This is a genomic window from Pseudomonas sp. NPDC086278 (assembly GCF_050280905.1).
GTDB lineage: Bacteria > Pseudomonadota > Gammaproteobacteria > Pseudomonadales > Pseudomonadaceae > Aquipseudomonas.
Window position 1 is genome coordinate 1 of record NZ_JBNNWE010000223.1, and the last position, 1,262, is coordinate 1,262.

A 1,262-nucleotide genomic window follows, 5' to 3' on the forward strand; every position below is an offset into this window, starting at 1 on the left:
GGGTCGCCTTCCATGAACGACACCAGCACTTCCATGCCGACGCGCGGGATGGCGATGCCGCCGTAGGCACTGCCGGCCCAGCCGGTGGCGACGCGCAACCAGCAGGTGGTTTTGTCGTCGCTCTGGCCGTCGCGATCCCAGAAAAATTGCACTTTGACGCGGCCGTATTGATCGCAGTGGATTTCTTCGCCGGGCGGGCCGGTGACGATGGCGGTCTGGCTGCCCAGGCTCTTGGGTTTTGGATGGTCGAGGGCCGGGCGGTAGTGCGCGTCCCAAGGAGTGGCGAGGAAGCGGTTGCGGTAGCCCTGGTGGAAATCGTCCTTGTTCTGGGTGACGTCGCTGGTGATGTTTTCGCCCAGCACTTGCGGCTGTTTGCCTTCGTGAATGACTTCAAGTAGCAGCCACAGGTCGTTCCACTCGGCGCGCGGGTGTTCGGCGAGGGGCAGGAAGTGGCCGCTGACGAGGGTCGGTTCGTCGCTTTTGCCTTCAACCAATGCGTAGTCGGCGCGATGGCGTTCCAGGGCGCGGGTCGCCAGTTGTTTGCCACGCGCGCGGTCCGTGAAACGGCCCGGGTAGTCGTAGTCTTCCAGGTCCGGGGCGAACGCGCTGCTGGCGGCGCCTTCGGGCAGGATGCGCGGTTTCTCGAAGTCGTAGTCGCGGCGGCTGACGCGGCTGGTGCGGGTTTCCAGGCGCAGGTTGAAACGCTTGATCACCGGTTTTGTGGCGGCCATGCCGGAGTCTTGCTGGTAGGTCACCGGCGCGAGTTTGCGGAACACCGTCTGGTCATCGCCGAACACCAATGTGTGGCCGCTGGCGCTGTGCTGGAAATGGAAGTGGATGCCTTCTTCTTCGCACAGGCGCTGGATGAAATGCAGATCGGATTCGTCGTACTGCACGCAGTAATCGCGTGCCGGGTAGATTGCGCCGAGCTGGAAGCGGTAGGCGTCGGCCAGAATGCCGCGTGCTTGCAATACCTGGCCGATGATCTCCGGCACGCTCAGGTGCTGGAAAATCTGCTGGTCGTGGTTATGCCGCAAGTAAGCGAGTTGCGGCACCAGGCTGATGCTGTAGCGGGTCAGGCTTTTGCCGGAATCGCCTTGCTCGATGCGATAGACCAGGCCATGGACGATGCCTTTGCCGGTGGCGCCGAAAGTCAGGCAGCCGGGCGTGTGCAGTAACTCTTCGAGTTTCAGGTCGGGGCGGCTGCTGACCAGTTCGATGTCGAAACAGAAGGGCTGATTGAGGGTTTCGCGACCGACGAA

1 protein-coding gene is annotated in these 1,262 nt (G+C 62.7%); it reads right to left on the bottom strand.

What is annotated here, in order from left to right; all coding sequences use genetic code 11:
• The coding region (gene tssI / locus ACQKP4_RS29145) for a type VI secretion system tip protein TssI/VgrG (RefSeq protein ID WP_427637447.1) at nucleotides 1–1,262 on the bottom strand (1,262 nt) is incomplete at both ends.